This window comes from uncultured Aquimarina sp. (assembly GCF_947492405.1).
Lineage (GTDB): Bacteria > Bacteroidota > Bacteroidia > Flavobacteriales > Flavobacteriaceae > Aquimarina.
The window spans coordinates 264,341-288,788 of sequence record NZ_CANLMP010000008.1 but is presented as its reverse complement, the minus strand read 5'-3'; the positions used below and the strand labels follow the sequence as shown (position 1 = coordinate 288,788).

Below are 24,448 nucleotides of genomic sequence, written 5' to 3'. Positions count from 1 at the left end.
TTTATACTAAAGGTTCAATAGAAAATACATCTATTTTAGATCGTCTAAAGCTTCTGGTTCTTTTCATAACCGCGACTCCATTTCTAGAGCCTTGGTGATTGGTATTTCCTTCTATAGTTTCGATAACATCGCCTTCTATTGCCGTTATCACGCCTGTATGTGTCCAATCTAAACGTGATTTTTGAATTAAAAATATATCACCTTGTTTTATGATAGATGGATCTCTTCTTATTTTACTAAACCTGGATAATAATCCTTTTTCTAACCCTGTATTACCTACTGTATCACAACTATAGGTAAGTGGCATTAATGTTTTGAAATTTTTACCTAATGCGCTTGTAGCTTGATCAAGTATTGCTTGTGCAAATCCCATACACCAAAACCATGGAGCCCCATCATTACCGTCCATATAACTTCGTACCCAAGGTCCGCTATTGGATTGCCCTTTTATCTCTAGTTCGAAAGGGTGTTGCATTAAATGATTCTCTGACACTTCCACCATCAAATCTCTTAAATTGTTACTTACTAAAGGTTTTTCAAAAGCTTCTTTCAACCCAAAAGAGAGTGTATTGAATAATTCTTGATCAACAATACCTGTTTTTGTAAGGTTATTAAAACTCTGAAAATTCTTTACTGACCTTTCTGTAGCAGGGCCAAAATCTCCATCAATTGCAGTCGCTGTGCCACTGTTTGGATTCCTAATAGAAAAGAGTGTTAACCAGGATTGAATTTTCATTACATCTTTTTTGTTATTATCAGTTCCCTTTCTTTTTTGAGTCGCTTTAATAACCAATTCTTTCTGATATGCTGTTTTTTTCATCCCGTTGCGATTTAGAAACTAAATTTACTCTTATTTAACTGGTTTTCAATGGGGTAAAAAACTAATCTTTTTAGGGGTATTTTCCTATACTGCTATAAGTAACCTAGATTAACCTCTTTCTTTACTTATAAAAAAAATCTTGAGTTATTCTGAAGAACACTTTCCTCCTTCTAGAACATTCATTGCACTTTTGAATACCCTAGCTTTCAACTTTGCTCTTCCTATAAATTTTTCTTTTTCTTTTAATTCATTAATATTTTGTCCTGCTACCCAACTGGATTCAGGTCCTGTACCCAAAAATGATGGTGACTTACTTACATTTCCAGATTTTGCAACTCCTCCTGCCATATGCATATAGGCTGCAGAAAAAATAAATGTAAATTCTGGATCCGAAGCTTTGGTTACGTCCTTTTTTATTGCATCAGAAGCTTTCTTTATTTTCTCCTTATCTTTTTCTTGAATAGCATCATTTGCCAGTAAAGCATCTAGATATGCCAAAACCTTAATATAACCATCCTTATGTGTTGTATGGAATGCTCCTCGTCCTCTATATTGTTCGCCTCCCCGATACTTAGCCATCCACTTATTTTTTGTCTCTGTAAGACTCATTAGATTATTACTCTCTCCTGCTGCATGTGCAAGATATACGGCTTGTGATTTAATCGTATCAATCCCCATGATCCTAAAGGCTTCATTCATATGATCGGCAATCTTTTTATCTTTTAAAAACTTAAGGTATTCATCTTTATTTTTTAAGCACTGATTATTTTCAATCATTGTACAGCTTCGACCTTGATCATTAGTTTCTAGTTGTTTAAAAAGGTCACCTTCTTTAAAAATTGCAATTAAATCAGCTTCCGAAATGGTTTGACATGATTTTTCCGCATCTTTATTCCAATCACTTGCTGTTTTAAAAATAACATCTCCTTTTTTAAGAATCTGCATCATTTTTTTTGGAAACTTGCCATTTCGAATAGCTCCAATAATTAACTTATAAATATTAACAATAGGTTCTTTACCTTTCTTTCCTTGTAAGCTTTGCTTATGAGTTATCAATGATTTTTTCCAAACATCAAAAATATTTTTATGTTCTTCCGGGATTACATACGTAGCATTTTTATCTACATTCTGAAAAATTACCTGAATCTCGTATGGCATATAGTTGTTTCCTGAAAATGTATCTGTATGCCATTCATCATCTTCTTTTTTCTGAGGTGTTTCACTTGCTTGTTTTTGTATAACTGATGAATCGAAAAATCTATTATTATTATTTCCTTCTGCTACAGCCTTATCTGCTTTATTTTCTGCTTCTACCTCATATTTACCTTCAGGTTTTCCTATATTTAACTTAGGTTGAATGAAGCCATCATTACTTTTTCCTTGTTGGAAAAGGTGTGGTTTACCTAAATCTGTATTTCTATTGTATATGTTTGTTTCTCTAAACATCATCATCTTTTTTTGAAACGTAAATTATTTTCACCTATAACAACCTATGTATCAGTTATATTAATTTTAAGCATAATTAATATCATTTAGAAAAGCATAAATTACTGTTAGAACGTTAGCGTATATACTTGTTCCAATTATTCATACATTTTTGATTCTTCTATAAATTTCAATATTTCCTCATGATTAATGGTTGCAACATCATATTTATCCTTGTCAATAACATCTTTTATTACTTCTGAATCATACGGTTTTAGCGGAAATATTAGGTTCAGAAGTCTTGAAAGAAATATGCTTTTGTTCGTATTACTAATGAAAAGATCATTTGCCACACCTACCACAACATCTTTTATAGCAACTTCTTGTTTGGCTAAATTCACTAATGCTTCGAATATAATTACTTTGAAATTCCATTCAATCTTATCATTATTCAAAAAGAGTTGGAGTTCTGGAATTATTTCATCCCCAATTAATAGTAACACTTTAGGCAGTTCATTTCTAAAATCAAAAGCTTCTTCATTTTTTTGAGCAGTTAATGCATCTAAAAGTGGGGTAACTGCATCTTTACTTTTAAGTTGCCCCAACGCTCTCCAGGCATGTCTAGGTCCAAAATCCTGAATTGTAAAACCTGAAATAGCTTTACTAAGATCAGAACTTGTAATCACATCAATAAGTTCATCACAATGTTTTTCTTCCAGGTTTATATCTTTTATATAGTTTGGCCAAACATCTAAAAGATCTGTACTACCATAAGAGAATAACTTTTCTACTTCTTTTGAATATTTCTTTTTCATATGACATAATAATTATTTCCATGTTTTGTGATATCCCCTCCGGCAACATTCAAGGCTTGAACAGCATTACTTATAACTGTATTATCTTTCCCTAGAGCTCTCGCCATATCAAAAACTGATGTGAATGTAGTTTTTGTATAGGTTACACCATTTTTGATAATCGTTTGACCTGCTATTTTATCTGCAGTTAACAAATTTAACACCTGTGTTTCGGGAGGGATAGCCGGTACTATTGCTAAATTTGGGAAACTACCCTGAACATCTTGAGATGGGTAAAGAGATGTCACATTAGTACCATTTATCTCATCCACTTGAGCGGTTATAGATTCTGCTATATAGAATCCTAACGCTTTTCTAATATCTGCTGGCGTAGGTGAAGGACCACTTAATAACGCATCATTATTTGTGCTTTCGTAATAATTTACAGTCATAGAATATCGTAAGGTCTTAGCTGTATTATTTTTACCTATCGTTTCTGGACCACTTAACATTCTGCTATTTAACGATTGCGAACCAAAAACTATATTCCAGTTAGCCCATTTACCATGTAGATGATGAGATAAAATGTGTACTCCTTTAGCTTCGGACTGACCTCCTGCATTTTTAGCTATATGCGTATTTACCATACTATTTCCGAAAACTATTGCTCTAGAACCTGAAGCTACACCTGGTCCATAAGAAGATGCTACACTAGTTAGAGGATCTGCTATTACTGTACCGGGTCTACCTTTCGAATCTAAGGTTGGATTAATAACTGTAGGTGGAGTTGGTGGTTTTTTAGGTGTTTTTTTAACAGCTCGCTGTACATAATTGTAATCCCAAGTATCATCTCCATCCGTAACCGAAGAAATATTAATTACAGAAGCATGATCTGTATTCACCTTATTTTTGATGCCTTGCGCTTCTTCTGCTGTAACTTCACCTTCGTCTTGTTCTCTTGCGCTCTCTGTTTCAATTTCCGTCAATGCTTCACCAACAGGACCTGCAGGTGTTTCCTCTTCTTCTGACGAAGGAGCACTTCTTCCCATCACTCGATCCAGTAATGCCATACCTGTATCTACAGCTTTATTTACCAACCAGGTCAGCGCTTCATCTATTAACGCTCTCACTGATCCTATAATCTCTGCTATTCTAGCTCCTATTCCACCCAACCCAACTTGATTGGCAAGGAATCCAATAACTACAGGCATAGATTGTCCCATGGTTCGTTCCAGATAATCTGCTGCAGTTGCTACATTTCCTTGAGCAATATCAGCTACTCCATTGACAAATGAATTTATCACTTCCAGCATTTCACGGAGATACTGAATAAAACTCTGTATTGCATTAAAGAAGGCCATAGCACCATTGATCACTGCCATGATACCGGTTGGATCTAACATGCTCAATAATTTTGTGGTTATTTGGGTAATGATTCGTGTCATTACGAAATTTTTAACCGCATCTAGCACAATATTCCAAAGGTTACTAAGCTGCTCCTGAATTTTATCCCAGATCGCCGCGATACCCCTTTCTTGTACATCTTTGATAAATGTCCAAATACCTTCTAGTGTATTAATAGCTCCTCGTATTCGAGCTACTCGCTCTGGTCCTATACGTGGATGTTCTGCCAATTTCTCCCAGATCCTTTCCATAGACAGCCCTAATACTTCTAAGACCCAACTGATCACTCCTTGCAAGGAGAAGTCTGTTAACTCCGGAATGCCAGCATCTCTTAACTCTCGCATGAGCCAGCCCATCACTCCATTGATTAAATGAGTAACGATATTATCAAAGAATTTCACAAAACCTTCCTTAATAGCTCTTAGTATATTTTTCAGGAAGCCTATTGGATCTCGTTTGATATCTTCCATAGCTTGAAGTGATCTTGTAATAATATTTCCGATCAACTCAAATGGGAAATTCATTATTTCCAAAATCGCAACGATCACTATTCTCACTATTTCTGCTACAAAAGCTATTAATCTGCCAATTGGTTCTCCGAATGTGTCAATAATTCTAATGAATGCATCTATTGGATTGAGAAGGTCATCAATAGAAAACGAATTCCATAAATCTGTAAACAACTGTACAATGGACTCTGGAGTCATGTTTAATGTCTCCACGGCGGCTTCAATTTCACCCGTTATTCTTGCTATGGCACCGGTTTCAACCATCTGCGCATATTGTGCTTCTCCTCCATCCATAAGACTCATGAATCCACGGATAAGATTAGGAACAGTTCTGGGCACTCGCTCATCAGTAAAAGGATCTTTTCCAATGATTACTTTTACAAGAGAGAATCCTCTGGTTTCATTAGCTACCGAAGAAAGCCAACTGAGTAATGCTTTTTTAATAAGTTTCAATACTTCTATAGCCACAGTCAGTGCAAATGCCCATACGCGTTCTAAGAAGCCTGTAACACGACCTGATAATGCTGTTAAGTTAGTTGCTATCTCTGTTAGATTAGCAGGTCGAATCGCATCCCAAGCTGCCGTAATCAAACCACGTAACTCACCTAATAATGACATAAAAGTACCTACCTGTGTATCCAGCCAATCCGCTGTTTCCTGCAAGGTTCCCCTTTCTCTCATTTGCTCGAGTTCAGTTTCTTTACCGATAAGCATTAAGAAATCTTCTAGAATTTCTACCGTAGTAGCTGTTACTTCTTCATCTCTAAGTGGATCGTAGTGTATGATTTTTTTAATGAGTGACCAGGCACGATTTTCCTCTAAAATAGGCTCTGCTACATCGATTAGTGCTTCTTTAATCCAAGTAAGAATCTGATCGACTAGCGAAATAGCGAAGAGTTCAATTCTGCTGAGTAATTCATTAAATTTTTCTCTAACAACGTCAATAAACGTAGTAAGAGACGACTCATCCCAAGCTTCTTCAACCAGATCCAATATTCCCTGCGTGGTTAGATTGAGTTCTCCTAATCTTCCACTTACCCAATCAAATACTCGTTGGATGATATTATATTCCTGTAGTTTATCAAAAATTGCTGTTCCAAAAGGAACTAATCCCATTAAACCTCTAAGTAAATTGATTGGTGTTGGCTCTACACGCTGACCTAACAACGGATCATATTGTATGATCACTGTAAACAATAGATATCCAGGAATATGACGCGCGTTGTTTATAATCCAATTTGGTATTAAATCTAGAATACCAAAACCTTGAATCATTTTTGGAGCTGAAGTTACATTCTGAACTTTACGCTTAATACCTCCTCCTTGTTGTACAGTGTGAGTCAACTCATGAGCTAATAGATGTTTTCCGGAATTGGAAGATGTATCAAATTTCCCTTCATTAAAATAGATATCATTCCCATGGGTAAACGCTTGTGCACCCATATCTTGACTCATTTGTTTCGCATTGGAATCTGTATGTACTCTTACATTACTAAAATCAGTACCAAAACCAGACTCCATTTGGGTTTTAGTATCTTTTGGTAAGGGAGAACCTCCTCCTTTAGAGCTATGTAATCGAGATTCTATGGATGAGTTCTCGACTCCGCTCGAACTGACAGCCGTATTCGCTTTGGTTTGAACCGGCATATCTTCCTCTTCTTCTTCTTTTTCCTGAATTTCTTCCTCTTGTTTCTGTATCTCCGGAACTACAGAACTACTTTCTGTTTTTTCCTGGATCGTTGTTTCTGGAACTGCTTCTTTTTGCTGTACTTCTTCCTCTGGTTGTTTTTGAATTTCTTCCTCTTCTTTTTGTTGTAAAGGTTCTTCTTCAACCTGTCTTTGAACTAGAGGGCTTATATGTTCTACTAATGGTTTCTGTTGGATCTGATTCTCGGTGTATTCTTGTTTTTGAACCTCTTCTTCTGATTGTTTTTGTACAAGTGGTGCCGGGCTAAAAAACGAATTGCTTTGATCATTCCCTTTGGCTACAATAGTATCTGCAACTCGATCTGCTTCTACTTCGTACTTATCTCCGGGTTTACCAATGTTTAATTTAGGCTGAATAAAGGCACTATCACCTGTCTCTTTTTGAAAAAGAGAAGAATTGCTTGATTTAGCATTTGTAGTATGTGCCGTTGCCGTTTTAAACATTACTTATTATTATATCTCATTCTTATGATTGATTTTTATTTTCTGAAACTTTCAAGTGATAATTATTGATCCCGTAACCTTTCTAAGGTTTTTCTTTTAACTATGATATTTTTAGTTCCTTTTAGTTCATCATCAACTTTGATACTTCGTATTTTGGCTTTTAAAGCAGCAGTATCCAGATTATCATTTTCCATATTTTGAACTCGAGCTAACTGTTTTAACTGAATCGCTTTGTTAGTAGTTTTAGATTGTTTTGTTGGAGTATTTATGTCGCCAGTACTTGTGTCTACCATGAGTGTCTCACCACCATCCGAACCCGATCTTTTTTGCTCGATTTTAATGGCTTTATCTGCATATTCGATTGCTTCTTTGGCATTGCCTAAGAGCAATTTTGCTTTACTAATTTGTATGATATCTTCTGGTGTATTTGCTCTTTCTTCCAGTTTTTCTGTGAGTTCTTCTAATCTTTGTTTGGTTATAGTATCATTAGGATTTTGAATATATTCTTCTTGGTATTTAGAAAACGCAATTTTATCGCTAGAAATAGTAACCTCTTTAACACTAGGATACCCTATCATTAAAATAGGAATAGGGAAAAACAACAGTAATTTCTTAATCTCCTCTTTTTTAAGAATGTAGTACACTAATCCTGCACTTAGAATTAAAAATAAGAATACGCCTAAAAACAGGAGTATTAATTCGTATAGATGTAAATCGTTTAGTAAAGTTTTCATGATTTCTTATTTTATCACACGTCATAATTTATTTCACAAAAGGGCTTGATCTTATTGTTTTGATTTCTTCTGGTGTCAATTTTTTAGGATTGGAAGCGGTCGCATGCATCAAATACGTGTCATCCGGAACATTATGTGTTCCGCGATCTAACAGCATATGTCCCATTTCGTGAGATACTGTATTATCGGTTCCTGAATTACTCACTACAGTCCCTAAAAGTCCCGTACCGTGACCAGGTCTAAAGTTTTCACCCAAACTGCCTTTACTTAACTTTTTGACGTAAAACAATGTAATTTGATTATTCTTCTGATTCAGCGGTAATAAGGCTCTTTCTTCGGTTGTCGGACTAGTTGCACTACTAAACTCTTCGAGGACAAGATCACTTCCTATTAGAGCTGTAGAAATAAATCTAGACAATGTAACCTCCTTACCTTTAACCACTTTGATATTAGCCTGGTAATACACTTCGTTGTTTGCATAATTTATAGCACTGGATACATTACCGCTACTTCCTTTTACATGCACAACATTTAACGTGATCGTTTTTTGTTTTGGCTTCTTTTTCTTGGGAGTTGGTGGTGGTACTGATTTTGGGATGGTCATCATGGCTCTTCTATTAGGTCCTAAGGACTTAGAAAACTGATTGGTTTCTCCATTTGCAAATGTTTTGATGCTTGTTAACGGTATTCCTTTTGATCCATCAGATGGATGCATTAGTTCTTGTGCTACTTTTTCAGCTCTATCGCACGATAGTCCCCAATTAAGTTCTGGTTTTCCATCGATACTTGCAAACCCATCAATCCTGATAACATCTGTACCTCCAGAAGCATGCCAGTTCATTGCCAGATTGGACAACATACTTTTATCAGATGCGGATAAATTACTACTTCCGATTCCATGATTAATACTCATTTGAATCCCAGATGCACTACTATTTGCAATGTTACAACTCATTGCTGAAGGCGCATCTTTTGGATCATTTTCTAGTTTGTGTTTCTTCTGAATCTTTTTATTTACCATTCCGCTTTGCTGAACAGTATGTGTAAGCTCATGCGCCAACAAATGTTTCCCAGATTTAGAATTTGGATTATATTTTCCTTTATTAAAATATACATCATTACCATGGGTAAAAGCCTGAGCTCCTAGTTCCTGACTCATTTGAATCGCATTGGCATCTGTATGAATGTTTACATTGCTAAAGTCTGCTCCAAAACCAGATTCCATTTCATTTTTAGTGTCCCCGGAAATAGGGTTTCCTTTTCCTTTACTATTTTTTAACTTAGACTCTATAGGAGAATTTGATTTGGATTTAGTTTGCACTTCCTCTTCCTCTCCCATTTTTTGTACAGATTCTTCATTTTCGCATTCGTCGCACTTTGCCTGAACTGATTCTTCTTCCTCCATCGCTTGAACTGATTCCTCTTCTTCCATTGCTTGAACTGATTCTTCTTCCTCCATTGCTTGAACTGATTCCTCTTCTTCCATCTCCTGAACAGCTTCTTCCTCTTCTTGTTTTTGAACGGGTTCTTCTTCCTCCATTGCCTGAACGGGCTCTTCTTCTTCCATCTTCTGAACCGCTCCTTCATTTTTATCTTTAAACATACTGGTTTGCACCAAAGGAGTAATTGAAGATGCTAATGGTTTCTGTTGTACTTCTTCTTCTGAAGTTCCTTTCTTCTGAATAGCACCTTCTGAATTAGAAGATGTTTTACTTACCACTTTATCCGCCATCGTATCTGCTTCTACTTCATACTTATCACCTGGTTGTCCAACTTTTAACTTTGGTTGTATAAAAGCACCTTCTGCCTGGGTTTGTGTTCTTGTTTTTTTCTTTCTTTGTAATCTCATGCTGTATCCTCCTTAATTTCTTTTCGTTTTGCTTTTGTGATATCGCTGATTAGACTGACCAATTGATGCCAGCCATCTGTTCCTCCTGCTATTATAGCCGCAGTAAGAATACAATCCAGACTTCTGAATGCTACGTTTTGGAATACTTGGGTTTCTATAGGCGGATTCATAAATGTTTCTAAAATTCTAAACCCAACAATTGCAATCAGTAATCCTATCGTAAATGATGTTAAAGTAGTATGTCTAAAGTTTTTTTTAGGAGTCCGATTTTCGGGGTTTTCATCGGTCTGGATCTGATTGATTCTTTTTATTACAAAAAGTTCATTGAATCGCTCTACTAATGCCAATAAAATTGGAAATGAAATCAATAAAGTACTTAGATCTATATCCTTTAATGGTTTCAGTTCTAAAATATCCATATCAAACTGATACAATAAAATGATAGTGAGTGTAAATAGTGCTAAAATGTAGAGTGTTGTTTTCATTACTTTTATATTTTACCATTCAACAAAAATTAGTCTATCTATCCATGGAAGCTTAATAATAGTTAGATTCCATGGTAATTTTTCTAATAAAATGTCTTGTGTCTTACGCTCTACAATAACTCGATATCTCGAAGGATCATCTGACATTAACTTACCTTCTCTTTTAATAAAATTCTCTCTTAAACCGTCTGTAGAAGTATTTTTTAACGCCTTCCAATTGTTCAATAAAGCTTTTAGTAAAAGCTCTGCTTCTTCCTTAAAGTTCTGGGGTAATCTTATATTTTTACGGATTGGTTTATTTATGGGATATCCACATAAGAATTTTTCAAAAACCAAATCACTTTCTATTTGTTTTTCTCTCTTAGTAGCTAGATAATGTAATAAATGAATGGCCAATGCTACTTTTTTCTCTTTAATTTTCTTTTCCCTGGTTAGTAACTTTAATTCAGAAAACAACCTTTCTATATATGGATGTAATAAAAGCAACCCTCCGTTTTGGATATATTGATAAAAATCAGTTGCTACTTTTGGGGTTTCCTGAAGTTCTAGATATTGATTTTTGTTTATTGGTTTATCTAAAAGTTCTATCTCATTATATCGAAATCCCTCTAGTTTTTTTGATATCAATTCTGAAGTAAAAGGAAGTATTTTTTCTTGAAAACTGTAAAACTCTTCTTGGAGTATTTGATGGAATAGCTCAGCGCTTACTTTTATGATTTCATTTAAAAATCTGGTGTTAATAAACTCTTTAAACTCTCCGTGTAGTTCATTATAAACTTTAATTTTGAAAGCTTCTTTTACTTCTTCTTTTTTCTTAATTGATTTCAGTTCCTTAACAACTATTTTTTCTACACTTTTTAGTATAGAATTCCTTAGTTCTAATACTTTGAGATGTTTGTTTGTTTTTTGAAGTATATCCGTCTTTTCTAATTCGATTATTCGTGTTACTTCTTTTGATAAAATTTTACTGACATTTTTTTGAATTTTATCGTCTTTTTTTAGTTCTGAAAACAGCATTACAAAACCACCTTGTAAAACCCTTATATTTCTATCTCCTATATATTTAAAAAGTAGTTCCCAATAGTGTTCTCTAACTTTTTTTGCTTTAAGGATTTTTGGAAATTGAAAATCTAATTTATCACTGCCCAAAATTTTTAGTAGTACCTCATCAGAAAATTGATACACTAATCTTTGACGAACACTCGTATCTAATAAATACGGATTAAGTTTTTTTCTGAAGTTTTTACTAGAAATGACTGCTTCCAAAAACGTATTATCTTCTATATCATTTTTTGATACCCACCAAGGGTTCTGACCGAATTTCAAGAAATAGAAGAACGTTTCGATATCACTTTTTTCTTGGTTAGTGATCAAAAATGCAGGATCCTTTTCTGTAAAAGTTTTTGATTCTTTTTTCGGTTTTAATTGTTTTTGTAGTGACTTAATAATGTCTAATTGTAATTGTACTTGATCTTTTACATCGGTACTATCAATATTTAATTCTAGTTTATCAAATCGGATTATTTGATCTTTTCCTGAAGTTAAACTGTCAAAATATGCCTGAATTGTAGGAAACAAACTTTGTTTTAAAAACGTATCAAGATTATCCTTGAGATCATACGCCGTCTTAGTATTCGACGTATTAACCTCAAAGAAAACTTTATTTATGATATGTTTTTGTTCAATCATCCTTTTAAGAATTGAGAATTTCTAATTGCATTTTAATATTCCTTAGTAAAAGTTCTTTTTCTTCAACTTTCTCCAAAGTAATATTTAGGAACTCCTTAAGTCTTCCTTCTTTATCTACTTCTATCTGATTCTCCCTGAATTGCTCGAGAGATTGATTAATTTCTAGCAGTACCTCCTCAATTATTGTTTCGAACTTCTCCAGTAATTCATTGGATTGACAGCATAGAATGCTATACACTAATTGTACTTGTAGCCTAAATATATTTGTAACGGCAAAAAATTCGAAAGTATCTTGATCATCTAATGTTAGAATTGTTTTTGCTGTAGTTTGTATTAAGTCTACAAACCTTGTATTTAACTCCTCATCAAGATCTCCATTAACAAATGCTTCGAACTGTTCCAACACTTCTTTATACTGAGTCATCGTAGGATCAAAGATTTCTTGTTTTATATTCTCTGAGATATCATTAAACTCAGGTAATTCTTGTAAACCTATTTCGATAGTTGTGTTTGCATTTTCAATACATTCTCTATCCACTACTTCCACTTCAAATTGTATGTCGTGAGAAACTGAATGACTACATTTACCATTAGTAATTGTTAAGGTTACAGTAACTAAGTTTTCTTCGTTTACGGGCAACTTATATTCGTGTCGCGGATTCTCATCAGTTCTGTTATCTGGAAGGGTATCATCTCCAAAATCCCAGAAATATTTAACACCTGCTGGTAAATCAACTCCTTGAACGGTAAAGTTTACAGAAGCTACTGTATCATCATTAAAATATTTTGGTTCTGAATTAATGAAATCAAAATCAGGTTTTCTGAAGACAATAATTTTGGAATCAGTAATCTGCTCATTCACAGTAAACTCAATCTGTTTACCTAATAATGAGTCACTAATTTGTGTCGCATCAAAGAAGTATTTACCATCAATCTGTGTAACACCTCCATTAAGACCTTCATCTACATTTGCTGCAACAATTCCATCCGCAGGAATCACTTCGAATGCTATTGGTGTTCTACCTTCATGAAGACAAACAAAATCGACTGGTAAACGAAGAGAAACTGGTTGTTTTGGAATAATAAAGGCCGTTGGAGCACAATCAGAACAACATAAATATGGTAATGCAAAATCAGCTACCACAGTATTCTCTGTTACATTAGCAATTGGAGGTACTAACAAATCTCTAAATCTCGAAAAATCTACTGTACTTAATGCTGTTAATGCCGAATTAGCTTCTAAGATGTTAGGATTTATGACTGCTGTTGGATTAATTCCTGCCACACTCACTGTCGGATTATTGACTCCCAATAAATTAAGCGAGGGCAAGTTAGCAGTAGTAATTGCCGTAGATGCAATCGCATTACTTACTAAAGAAGGTGTTCTACCTGTTGATTCACTTTTTCCTTTGTACACCATTACAAATGTACCGCCAGGTTTTACTCCAGCTTTATGCTCTAATCCACTATGCTTTTCGACAAACTTGGATAAAAGTTTTTGCGCTAATACTTCTTCTTTACGCTTTTGAATTTCTTCTAGTAATATTTCAATTTTTTCGGCCGCACAACAATTGATAGATAATTGATTCAATAATAAAGCATATTGTTGTTCAAAACCTGCTCTTCTATAATTTGTAGATTCTGCATATAATAAACCCGTCGTCTTTTTTTTATAAGCCTCTACTTTTTCGCATAAACTCTCTATTGTTATCTTGTAATCATTGATCCTCTTAACGTCCATTTCTTCGACACTATTGGGGATGTACCTCGTTGCCACTTTGGTATGTGCCAGAATCTCTGCTGGCTGATTAATTGCTACATCTTTTACTTCAGTTTCCCAAGAAGAAATAATCGGATCTTCATCTATATCTTTTTTGATCACTGCAATAATATCCTCTGCCGAGCCTTCTGGTTTTTCCTTAAAGGCTTTATCTATAACTTTACCCAGAACATCTTCTTCTTTTATAATATTATCAACCACCACTGTATCCACATCATATACAGTTTGAAATCCACCTATCTCTCGAAAAGAAGCGTCTAATGTTACCGTATCTAATGGGATGTTTATATTCGTTATGGAGCTTATTGGTGATAATAACACTCTTTCTGACACCATCGGTTCTTCTGAAACGACAGAGTTTGCAGCGGTTTCAAAACTATCTACTTTATAGTATTTATGTCTCCCCTTATCTTTTGTACTAAATCCTGAGAAAAATTTTGCCACATTAGCATTTAGACAATTCTGCTCTGCTCGCCAAGCTTTTAACACTGCATTCAAATCCTCAAACTGACACTTGTAATCAGAAAGATCAAGACTTTCTAAAGTTTCGTCAATACTTAATACTTTAATATCAAAAGCTAATCCTTTTTCATTTTTGATCGTATCCAAATCTTTTATCGCTGTTCGATAATCTTTACCCAAATGTCCTTCGATTCTATAAAAATCATTTCCATCGATATTATAATCTAAAGGATTTTGAATTGGGTCACTATCAGAAAGGTTTGTACTTCTGTAACCTAAATTTTGATCTTCTTCATATTTCTTGGTTTTTAAGTAGTCCCAATTTTCAATAAGATTTTTTGAGGTACTGTAATAATATGGAATAGAGCGCTTACTAAGAGAAGTATCATATCCCAATGATGGAGTAACTTTGATATCTGTAAGTGCTGATTGTGTGATATTATATTCCTGTAACATATAATATATCTTCAATATCAGATTTCTGATCTCTTCCCACTTTTCTTTACCGTGAGGTATTATAGGCGAAGGATAAAAACTATGTCTGCATTCTAGGTATGTTGAAGCGGGAGTTAATTCTCCCAATAGTAGATGCTTAGGAAATGAATTTTTATCCGGACAACAGATGACTCTTAAATCAAATAAAAGGCATTTAATTTCATTATAAGTACTTACCACATCCTTTAGCACATCATAACGATATTGAATATCCAGCGGTATATTGGTAATCTTAAAATTGAATATCGAATCAATTCTATTATTAATAGCACTTGATGTGTTTACTACCAAAGAATCTGTGTCCAGCAAGGTCTTGAAATCTGTAAAAAATCTGGTGATTCCTGCTTTTAGATCTGTAATAACGGAAGTATTTTTTATAACATCATAATAACTGTTTTTTAATTTAAAGTAATCTGCAGTATTAGAGTTTTTTGAAATAACTGCATTTCTGAGGTTACCAAGTACATACTCATTTTTAAGAATCACACGTTTAACAGAAATCTCCGGAAGATTGATAAATTTTTTGATATTATTATGCTTATCAAATATTGGGTCATTGTCCTTATTGCTGATGGTCTTTACATCATTTTTAGATAGTAATAACATTCTAATGTTAGCAACTTGTTCTTTACCTTGAGTATCACAATCGGTAGAAGTACATGGCGTTTCTTCCTTTGCAAAATTTTCGAGATATAGCACAACTACTTTATCTGCAATATCATCCATAGCATCTAATGCAGAAGCCTCTGTCGATTGAGACTCTTCTGTAGTCAATAATTCATGAATATCGGAGACACCTATAAATTTACTGTAGTTAGCATCTTTGTCCTCAAACAGTTTAGTATGAGTATACGTTTTAGCCAAGTACTTTATTAAATCTCCATCCGTGGTTACAGCACATCCATCCGATACGGTAATAGAAGTATTCTCTATAAAGGTTACATCAAGACCGCACACAATACCTACTCCATTTAAACAAATACGGGTTAGTCTATGCTGATCTTCAAAATATTCTATTATTGTATTAAGTTGTTCTGCCGTCAATACCTGATCATCGACAAAGGATCGATATTGCGTTGTAATTTCTTCTAATCTTATTGTTGCCATGACTTTTCTTCTTTTTTAAAGGTTGCCAATATTTGTTCTTCCTAGTATTATTTTATTTCCTGTTTCTTCCGTATCATCATTATCACAATCGTGTAATCGTCCGGTATGATAAATTGTATGTGCATCGTTCATACATTTCACCAATTCATTTACTGTAGTTCTATAATTTTCTATTGCTGATGTACTATCAATGATCGTATCGCAATGCAGTTGTTCTAAAAAGCTTTTGTACTTTTCTTGTAGATTGAACATGTCATTCTCTTCATCAGGTACTAAACCTATGGGATATCCAACCCAACAGATTCTTGCTAACACGTGAGCCGGTAATTCTTCTCGGATTAATTGTTCTGCAAATCTTCTGAAATCTTTATTACCAAATCTTTCTGTCCAACCAGGTAGTATTATAGAAACTCTAAAGGAGTAAGGATCTACTGGGCTACAAGATTTACAATCAGTATCTAAACAGGTGGGCATAAAATCTTGTGGACCGGCATCTGGTAATAAATCATCTGGATTTTCGACATCAAACTGATTTAGATTATTGGTATCTGGGCGTAGTAGAATATGCTCTATTATATACATTCCTTCATCAGCACTAATTTCCTTAATAAGTCTTATTAAAGTATCTCTAGCATCTATTGCTTCCTCTTCTGTATCAGTAAAAGCAATCCTTCTTGCAATAATCCAATCTTCATTTTCTGGATCAGAGATATCCGGATTGATTAAATTAAAATAGGTTTGTGTACCATCTTCGGTCAGCCTAAAATCATAATTATCTGCATTTTTAGCCAAATGATATGCTCGAAAAAGTTCTTCGAAAGCATCAGTAAGATTGTGATAGTGTTTACTAGAAGATAATAGTATCTGGTCTTCATTTTTAATCCTCCATCTGTACTCTGTAATTTCATCATCATCCAGCTCTTCGTAAACTTCTAAAAACTCTGATGCCAGATCTCTTCTTGTATAGTCCAATACTCCTAGAAGTTTTGATATTCTTTTCTGTACTCCAGAAACATTAGCTGTATCCCAAATCCCGTTATCATCTGCTTCTGTTTTGGGATTACAATAGTTAAATCCTACACCTCTAGCACAACTAATTTCTTTATAGTCTTGCAAAAAGCTGAGTTTTGCTCTTAAAATTTCATCATTAGCACTTTGATTATCTCCATATAACAACTTCATAACGAATACATAATCTCCAAATCGTTCAGAAAATCGACTTATCAAGTGATCCAAAAGCTCATTACGCCTCTTATAAAAAACCTCACTACTGGTTTCTTCTCCTTTTACATCACTCATAATTTTTATTAGATCCTGCTCATAATTCGTGTGATCAGAAATTATAGTTTCTATATCGGTAATATCCTCTACCTGTTGTGTATAATAGGTTTGTTTCGCTTTTAACTCTTCTATTTCTGTAAGTACAACATCATCTATATATAATTTTTTAAGATTTTCATCTACGGACAACAAATTTTTAACCTGAGATAAATGCTTAAAATAATTAGCCAGTATCTGATCAAAAAACAATAAATATGCTTTCAACTGTTTTGCTTTTGCTTTGCGCTGTTTTTTTGCATTTCCAGGAAGTCCGAATGAAGAAATCCCATAGGTATCTGGAAAATCATTTTGAATTGTAGTATACCTTTCTGGTGTTTGATAACTCCCCAAAGGAATTTCTACATCTTCAATACTTACACTTTGCTGTTTTGCTTTTTCTTCTGCTTTAAGTTTTGCTATATTAGTGGCTACTCTGGATTCATTAACACCTATAGGTAATAATCCTTTGGTAAAATTGAAAGTGCTCTTATCACATCTAACTGGTTTGTGCCAGTCTTTAATACAGATATTCCAGGATCCTTCTAACCCTAAAGTTCCGCCACAATTACCAATAGAAATATCCTTAATCACATGAACTCCCTCTATATTCATGATCAACTGAATGATATCAGAGAGCCGGACTTCTTTTCTAAGATCCGCATTTATAAGTTCTTCTTTATCAATAAACCCTCCTTTGATATTATCAAAATCAACACAAGCTTCAGAAAAAGGAATAGGTCCTTCAAAAATTTGATCCGTAGTATACCCTTTATCAAACATCTGCTGTAAAGAATAGAAGTTTACTGATGGAGAAAAATAATGATCTATAGCTTGGTAAATCAATGCTAAAATATACTCTTCATCTGCTCCAGCTTCTAAATCTATATAAGCGCAAATAGCTATTGGATATTCTTTTACAATCGTAACATCCACTATATCTTCGCACAAGTTCCTGTTTTGATGGTATACATTCTTTACTAAGCTAATAACACTATCTTGATCTACCACTTCTTCTTCAAGGTCTAAAATGATATCATTAAGTCCTTTTAGTTTAAACGGAGCCGGTAACACCTGATTTTCGTCAATAGCATTATACGACAGTTCAGCGGGATGTGTTTTGCAATTAATATGGATGTATTGATCATGAGCTTTGATCCAAGCATTTTTTACTCCTTGTACGTGAACAAACAAGTTTCGATAATCCAATGCTGTTACAGGTTTTGTAGGAAGGATATGTATCGCTGACAAAAACTGTTGGTGCATGTTACTTTTATTATTCTCCTTGGAGGCTAATAAATTCTGAATTGGCATCTCGATTCGTTGAGAAAGGTCGGTAATTGCATATGACAACATCTCTAACATAGTCACGCCGGGATCGTGAACATTATAATCTGTCCATAATTTACTTCCGATCTTTTCGATATAATCAACACCTACATCTCTTAGATAATCATAGTCCAGATCATCTCCTGTATTTACATTCTTTGGTATGGAAATCGTTTCTTTCATGAGTTTCTATTTACTGTCCTGATGTTAATACTGTACATCCTTCTTCTGGAGTTACTACTCCTATTTCATGGCTTGTGAATTTCACCGAAGTGAGAATCACTTTTGCACTACTTGGCTCTACTTTCTTTACTGATGAGAATATTTTTACTCCTAAATTGGTTACACCCGTTTCTTTTTGCAACTGAAAATCTGTTATATAGTCTACGTATTCCAGTTTTTCTATATAATTAATCACCACACTTTCATGTAGGGTAATTCCAAAATCGATAATCGAAGTTTCTTCAAAAGCCCAAGGAGCCAATAATTTTGCGACATCCTTTTGCAGTTGAGTTGAATAAAAATTTTCATCTTTTCCTTCATAAAACTTTGCTTTCAGGATTACTTTTACTTCTTCGTAAATAGGATTAATTACCTGTGCTGTTACATGAAGTGTATTTAACTGATTGACGAAGTTTTGTATTTCATTTCTCTTTGCTTTACTAATTCTAGGCTTATACGGATCATACACATTTTGGTTTATGATATTAGGTATAATCACTAAGGTCACATCTCCTGGAGACAGAAAAGAAGTCAACGATGTATGATTCAAACAATTTACCTTATAGATATCAGGAAACTCCTGTAAAACTAAATGTTCATAATCCCAGATCGTAATCGCTCGTTGTTTATGTCTTAATCGTTCGCTTATTCTTCTATAGAATTCTTTATCAGTTTCCTCTGGTTTACCATCAAATGATCCATACTCCTGAATGGCTCCTTTTACATTGGCCAAGCGTTCCACCAACTTAGAAATTGTTCCAGCCGGAATTCCATACTGTAAGTGATTCAGGTTATTATTGTTATTTTCAAATTGAGCTAATACTGCTTGGGATTTGATATCAATCAGCTGACTCACAGTATCAAAATCTCTTGGGTTATCAACTTTAAGCCAAAAATATCCAGTCGGTAATTTTGTATTTTCCTTAGTAGCTTGCTTAGGAATTGAAAGCTTTACTATGCCAGATTTTAAGAAATTATCTGTATTATTAGCCAGGATAAAATCTGTATTTAAGGATAACCATTCATTATCGCATAATATGGACCATTCTAATTTTTCTCCTTTGGCAAAATCATTAGTTGTTTCTGGATTTTCACTTCCTTCTAATGTTTGGACAAGTAGTGATACACTCTGAAGATTCTCTGCATTTTCTAATGCTAGAAACAAAGATCCGTTTTTATATGCAGGCAATAATTTAATTACCCGATCTGTTGTTTTTAAAACGGAGTTATTTTTTAGTTCTTCATTTTCTTCAGAAACTCCAAAAGGGTGTTCGTGAAATAACTTCACATCATTATCCGTCGTACTCGCTTGAGCATCGTATCCAACCTTGATTGTTTCGATTTGTGGTGTATATGGAGCATTGGGAATAAGTGTATTCGATACATTTTCTTTGGACAACGCTACGGAAAAAATTCTAGGAAACAAATCGTGCAAAAATGATGTATTCAGGATGAGTTTTACAAAACCCTTTTTAACAGCGGCTGTAAATTTTTCTTTTGGAGGTTGTTTGCTTTGAAATATATTTCCCCCTTTTTGAAACTTTCTTCCAGGTTGAAAGAAGAAATCAAAAAAATCTTCTTTATCAGCAGCAGTATCCGCAGTTTTTGTAATTTCTATGCTACTCTTATTGCGATCGGATGTACTAAATAAAAGATGATTTAAATCCTTAGTATCCCAAACTCCATTCTCAAGAACTTGTACTTTTGACGTAAAATAATCCTCACTATCTACAATAGCATCAAGAGTATTAGGATTACCAATAGCTCCATTTGCATCTAGCGTTAATGTATATCTGTCTTTACTAATTTTATCAATAAATTCTGTCCTGTAAGCAACATAATTGTCTACTAGATTTATCTTATCCTTCCATTCAAAATCTATATTTATTTTAGTCCAGTTTTTATCTAATGCTTCTGGTAATCCTATAAAAAAATTAGATCCTCTTTTAGGTTGCGGACCAAAAGGGTAAAATGGTTTAGAAGCATCCAAAACTCCTAAATCATTCTCAACTGTAATATCCTGTATGGCATCAATTGACACATCTATTGTTGCACTATTTATTACCGTGGAAGAGAATAGTTGCTGAAACGTATTGCCTTTATTATTTGTAATACTATTTCTAATCACAAATCTAACTACAGGATCTGTTGTATTATAAGGTTCAATTAATACTTCTTTATCATAATTAATTATTGGATCTAAACCTTCGTTAAGTACAACTACTATTTTTAATTCTCCGGATGCAATTGAAGATTCACTTGCTATAATTTCGCCTTCGATCCATTCTTTTTCTCCACTAAAAAAAACTGCTATTGCATCTGTAAGATCAGAAGTATCCAATTGTGCTGCGTTAAAGGGACTAAGATCAAAAGTGAATGTGATAGTTCTTCTCCCTTCTTTTAATAATAATACCGGAGAGGATAATCCAAATCCTATTTTTGCGAAAGGAAGGTCTGGATATGATCCAGAATCCTGTGTAGCTCCAGGAGTATCCGTTGGATACCCAAATGGCCACCACCTAATTTCATCTCCAGGAAAATCTTCTCCGATTCCATCATAAGAATTCGCTACAAAAGCATTTTTTATTCCCACCCCATCTTCATAAAAAACATTCCGTAAAGAAGCTACTGTCGCTTTATTTACTATAATTTCTTCCTGAGTTTTATATACTCGTTTTAATCCGTCATTATCTTTTCCTCCATCAAGAGAAGTTTTCTCTTCGATTCTAACTTCAGTAGCATTTTTCGCTAATTCAAATAGTATATGTACCTTATCTTCAACGGGAGCTTTATTATCTAATTTTAAAACTTCTTTATAGTAAAAATCCAGATGCTTTTTGGATAAAGTGTTTAATCGTTCTTGCGAGAATGAAGTCAACTTTAAAAAGGCTGCAAACAGCGTAAGATGTGGTTCTACATTTTTTTCTACTATACTATCTTCTGAAGGTTCTTCTAATTTTTTTAGTTTTTCTACAAAAGCTAAAATTTCATCTTCTTTTACAAAGAAATTAGTCCAATCTCCTGAAATACTATTTGTTTCAGTTTTAAAATAGTGTACATTTTCGGAAAACTTAAGTGCAAATCGCATCCAATCTTCTGTAGTTAGATCATGCAATTGAATATTATTCGGGTCCAGTGCATCAATACAACGTTGATTCTGGGATGTTCCATTCCGCATCAGCAATAAATCGTTATGTTCGCAACTGTTACTCATCGTATTTTATTTTTTCTATTATATGTTAGTTCCTTCTTCTTTGTAGAATGGGAATACCAGATTATTTCTAGCATTGGTTGCTCTGATTCTATAGTCAATAAGGATCAATAATTCTCCGTCTAATTCGTTCGTTTGATCAATCTGTATTTTCTCTGCATCAATTCTAGGTTCATAATACAGGATCGCATTTTTAATCAGTTCTTTTACAAAAGTTTTCAGCGTTAGGTTTAATGGTTTGAACAACAGTTCATCGAGATTACATCCATAATTTGGAACCATCACACGCTCACCTAGTCGAGTGGAAAGTAGAATCTCCAAACTACTTTTTATATCTGCTTCATCAGATAACATTGCTACTTTTCCAGATTCAACCCCTTCTTTATTAAATTCAGGTGGAAATCCCCAACCTGTTCCTAAAAATGATGTATTTATATCCATAATTAACCTCCTATTATTACTGTTGGTAATCCTAAAACAATAGTTCCTCCGTGCGCAGTACTATCTCCCATTCTTGCTGCTGGCATTCCACCAATCATTACTGTTCCGGAACCTACGATTATAGTATCTGGTGGTCCGACACAAGTTGCCATATCTCCAACTCTTGCTGCCGGAAGTCCGCCGATAAGTACTGTAGGTTCTCCTGCTGGAAGTATTGGTCCTCCAACGTGTGGTACTACACCGGTTACCATAGGACATACATGCATATCTGTTATTCTTGCTGCTGGTGGCATATTTCTTAGTTTATGTTATTAGTTGTTCGTTTATAGTTTTTTTATAACTAGCATTTTTTTACAATTCCCCTCTCTGTCCGCCTTGGGCGGACATCTCTCTCAGAGGGAGAGAAGCTGGAATTCGTTCTTATTCAATTTTGTATTTTGTATTTTATATTTTGTACTCACTACTGAATACTTACCTCTAGTTTATCTGTACTAAAGAACCTTTTAAGGTTGCTGTGGCGCTTGATGACATTTCGACTCCTGCTGATCCTTCTGCTTTAAACTGTGCACTGGCAGTAATATTTACATTGGTTCCTTCGATATTTACATCTCCAGATGCTGTTAGGTTAATATCACTAGCACTTTCTATCGCTATTCCCGAATCATCTATGGTGATTACATTAGAATTGTCATCTTCTACAACTATAGATCCTGCATCTTCATCCAGTACTATTTTTTTACCTGCAGGTGTTTCTATACTTATTGATTTTTTATCGTCATCGAACAGTACTTTCATCTCACTTCTGGTAATGAACCCTTTTTCGTGATTATCATCACTTGCTGTAAGTGGCGCAGGTTTAGCACTGCTATTTAACATACCTAATACTACTCCATCATTGGGATCATCATTAATAAAACCAACAATTACCTCATCAGAGATTTCTGGGAGAAAAAAAGCACCTCTGTTTTCTCCAGCGTCTAAAGAAGCGATACGGCACCAAATACCTTGTTCCTCACTATTAACTATAGGTAATTGCACTAATATTCGATTTTCTCCATCCGGGTCTTCTTCTAACTGACTCACAACACCAATCTGTAATCCACATACTCCTGATAATAAACCAGATGCAGGCATTGGGTTAATATCATAGGTTTCTGAAAACCATTTGGGGTTAATTCCGAACTGTGCATCTACAGTCCAATTTCCTTCAGAAATATGATGACTTATCCCGGTTACATATACCTTTCCGTTAAAGCGGTCTCCTACACCCTGAAGTTTTAGAATCGTTCCTGGTTTTACTACTGGAATCCCTTGGAACTTTACTCTACCTCTAATTTTAGAAAGCTGTTGGAACATCCATTTAGCATCGCTCCAATCCTGCATTTCTGTGGTAGAAAGTGCACCACCGTGTCTTAGTTCTAAGTTCTCTAGAGCAATAACGGATGATAGATCAGACGGTTCTAAATTTCCGTTTAAGGATACAGCGGGATCAGCCGCTTCAATCTCCACAAGCTCCTGGTCAGCATAATTCCAACTATACGATGTTACTTTATCTATCTGATGCCTTGCGTCTATTTCTGCATCTAAATCTAACATGGTAGCACCAAAAGTGACTGTTTCTATTTCGGTAGCGCCGAAATCAGGTTTTTTAATACTTAACTTTCCGTCATCAACAAAACAAAGTTTCCCATTTGCCTGTGCTCTACTTACTATAAAATCCCAATCAGAAATATTATACTGCACTAGTTCTTTATGTTCATAATTGGTAGCTTCTACTTCTTTATCAATTCCGTAGGTATCAATAATTTCTTCAATAATTCCACTATCCTTATTTTCGTAGAAATACTTACTCTTCCTACCTATGGTAAGTTTAACCGATTCATCTTTGCATTCTAGAATTAAGTAGGAACCATTCGTTCTTATCTTTATATTGTGTTTGATTACAATACCCTTAAAAACTGTTTCCTCATCGGAATGATATCCGGCTGTGATTTCGACTTCTGTACCTGGAATTAATAACTCTTCATTACTTAATTCAAAATCCTGCTTTGCCGGCTCGCCGTCTATCAAAATGATCTTAGCCGTTGAGATTCTATTCACTTCTTTTTCTATAGAAATCGTCTTAACCTGATATTTTTTTGAAAGTTCCTGCCCGCCCACAAGAAGTTTATGAGTAACCAGATCTGCATTCTTCGAAGTTTGTATAACGCTACCTTCTGCCATA

Annotated in this window: 14 protein-coding genes; all 14 read right to left on the bottom strand. The window is 34.4% G+C overall.

Annotated features, from left to right (window positions below; all coding sequences use genetic code 11):
• Position 1 precedes the first annotated feature (1 nt).
• Entirely contained in the window at positions 2-820 is an 819-nt protein-coding gene (locus Q0829_RS24460) for a peptidoglycan-binding domain-containing protein (RefSeq protein WP_298547917.1), read from the bottom strand.
• Positions 821-964: 144 nt separating this feature from the next.
• Entirely contained in the window at positions 965-2,266 is a 1,302-nt protein-coding gene (locus Q0829_RS24455; RefSeq protein WP_298547915.1) for a hypothetical protein, read from the bottom strand.
• A gap of 137 nt (positions 2,267-2,403) precedes the next feature.
• Positions 2,404-3,060: a hypothetical protein gene (locus Q0829_RS24450; protein WP_298547910.1), complete on the bottom strand. Its 657-nt coding sequence runs from the start codon at positions 3,058-3,060 to the stop codon at positions 2,404-2,406.
• A complete protein-coding gene (locus Q0829_RS24445) occupies positions 3,057-7,103 on the bottom strand; it encodes a DUF4157 domain-containing protein (protein ID WP_298547908.1) in 4,047 nt (1,348 codons plus the stop codon). Before Q0829_RS24445 ends, Q0829_RS24450 begins: the two co-directional genes overlap by 4 nt.
• 62 nt (positions 7,104-7,165) lie before the next feature.
• Positions 7,166-7,837: a hypothetical protein gene (locus Q0829_RS24440; protein WP_298547906.1), complete on the bottom strand. Its 672-nt coding sequence runs from the start codon at positions 7,835-7,837 to the stop codon at positions 7,166-7,168.
• Positions 7,838-7,865: 28 nt separating this feature from the next.
• Positions 7,866-9,686 (bottom strand): DUF4157 domain-containing protein, encoded by a 1,821-nt coding sequence (locus Q0829_RS24435; RefSeq protein ID WP_298547904.1) that lies wholly within the window; start codon positions 9,684-9,686, stop codon positions 7,866-7,868.
• Positions 9,683-10,171, bottom strand: a complete 489-nt coding sequence (locus tag Q0829_RS24430; RefSeq protein ID WP_298547902.1) for a hypothetical protein — start codon at positions 10,169-10,171, stop codon at positions 9,683-9,685. The genes Q0829_RS24435 and Q0829_RS24430 overlap by 4 nt, the downstream gene beginning before the upstream one ends.
• Positions 10,172-10,183: 12 nt before the next feature.
• Positions 10,184-11,860, bottom strand: coding sequence for a contractile injection system tape measure protein (locus Q0829_RS24425; protein WP_298547901.1), 1,677 nt, complete (start codon positions 11,858-11,860; stop codon positions 10,184-10,186).
• A gap of 4 nt (positions 11,861-11,864) precedes the next feature.
• Positions 11,865-15,704, bottom strand: coding sequence for a PKD domain-containing protein (locus Q0829_RS24420; RefSeq protein WP_298547900.1), 3,840 nt, complete (start codon positions 15,702-15,704; stop codon positions 11,865-11,867).
• 15 nt (positions 15,705-15,719) lie between these two features.
• Positions 15,720-18,533: a hypothetical protein gene (locus tag Q0829_RS24415; protein WP_298547898.1), complete on the bottom strand. Its 2,814-nt coding sequence runs from the start codon at positions 18,531-18,533 to the stop codon at positions 15,720-15,722.
• Between the two features lie 10 nt (positions 18,534-18,543).
• Positions 18,544-21,786 carry a baseplate J/gp47 family protein gene (locus Q0829_RS24410; RefSeq protein WP_298547895.1) on the bottom strand — a complete coding sequence of 1,081 codons (3,243 nt, stop codon included), beginning with the start codon at positions 21,784-21,786 and terminating at the stop codon, positions 18,544-18,546.
• Positions 21,787-21,804: 18 nt separating this feature from the next.
• Positions 21,805-22,224, bottom strand: coding sequence for a GPW/gp25 family protein (locus tag Q0829_RS24405; RefSeq protein ID WP_298547893.1), 420 nt, complete (start codon positions 22,222-22,224; stop codon positions 21,805-21,807).
• Positions 22,225-22,226: 2 nt separating this feature from the next.
• Positions 22,227-22,517, bottom strand: coding sequence for a PAAR domain-containing protein (locus tag Q0829_RS24400; protein WP_298312687.1), 291 nt, complete (start codon positions 22,515-22,517; stop codon positions 22,227-22,229).
• A gap of 184 nt (positions 22,518-22,701) precedes the next feature.
• Positions 22,702-24,447 carry a type VI secretion system tip protein VgrG gene (gene vgrG, locus Q0829_RS24395; protein ID WP_298547890.1) on the bottom strand — a complete coding sequence of 582 codons (1,746 nt, stop codon included), beginning with the start codon at positions 24,445-24,447 and terminating at the stop codon, positions 22,702-22,704.
• Position 24,448 lies beyond the last annotated feature (1 nt).